The following is a 1,220-nucleotide window of genomic DNA, read 5'->3' on the forward strand; positions in this document are numbered from 1 at the left end:
CTTTATAGGGGACTTCGCCTGACATTCGGCCGCTCGAAAGCTGGAAAAGTCATGTTCCCCCTCCAACAAGGCAGCAGCCTGCCTCATCAGATTTAAATCTAATTTCAAATGCGTCCACCCTACTCTGCCAACTAATAATGGAGAACGAACCGGTGAAGATTCCAATAAATAGCGATAATGGCGGCCATAAGCATCAAATCGGGCATGGAAATGAGGTACAACTTTTTGCGCAACCAACACAGCAACACCATCAGGCAAATGTGCATTGACACCACGCACCCATGCTTGCTCCGGACGACTTACTGACGTATCAAAATGCACCACTTGAGCAGTTGCATGCACACCCGTATCCGTCCTTCCCGCAACAATAGTATTAATTTGCTCCCTTGCTATTGAAGACAACGCCTGCTCTAAGGCCGTCTGAACAGTCGGCAAATCTCCGGCCTGTTTTTGCCAACCATAAAAACGGCTTCCATCATAAGAGAGGGTCAAAGCCCAACGCTGCATCAGATGCCCTGTTGTATTTGCTTGTTCAGTCATTTCTTATACTTCTTGTAAATTGATATTGTTGCCTACGCTTAAGCAACAAATATTAAAAAGGCGTGATCAACACACGCCTCCATTATGTATTTCAGACGGCCTTCATCTTCAACCATCACATAAAGCTGAAATCTTACCCAACTGATAATAGACTCAGCTAAAATCTTGCTTTTTAATTTACCATAAAAAAGATGCCGTCTGAAACGGCATCTTCATTTTACTGGTACTTATACGCCAAGCTCTTTCATCAGTTTTTGGGCTTTATACAGAATATCTCCTTCAGCCTCTTCAATCAGCGCTTGCAATGTTTCTCGAGCCGCTTCAGGATCACCGATTTCGATATACATCTTAGCCAAATCATATTTGGCTTCAAGCGGTGCAGTCATACCGACTGATTCTGAAACAAAGCCTCTTTCACTATTGCTTTTATCGGCAGCCACTGAAACATCTTCAGCTCCCCATTCCAATGCACCTTCTTCAATCACAAACTCAGAAGCAGCTTCTTCTTTCTCTCCTTCTTCTTTGGTTTCTTGCATTTGCAAGTCTTGATCTTGCTTGATATCGAATGGCAACACATGGCCGTCTGAATCTTCAGGGGTATCTCCCGTAAACTCGAGTGGCTCTTCATTTCTTGACTCGAAGACTTTTGTTTCTGTCGCAAAATCAAACTCATCAAATGT

General features: G+C 43.6%; 2 protein-coding genes. Both read right to left on the reverse strand.

Annotated features, from left to right (window positions below; translation table 11 throughout):
* The coding region (gene truA, locus ACTHUR_RS11445; protein ID WP_440398651.1) for a tRNA pseudouridine(38-40) synthase TruA at positions 1-540 on the reverse strand (540 nt) is incomplete at its 3' end.
* Positions 541-767: 227 nt separating this feature from the next.
* Positions 768-1,220: FimV/HubP family polar landmark protein (locus ACTHUR_RS11450; RefSeq protein WP_440398652.1), on the reverse strand; the 453-nt coding region annotated here is incomplete at its 5' end.

Source organism: Neisseria sp. P0021.S007 (assembly GCF_051956855.1).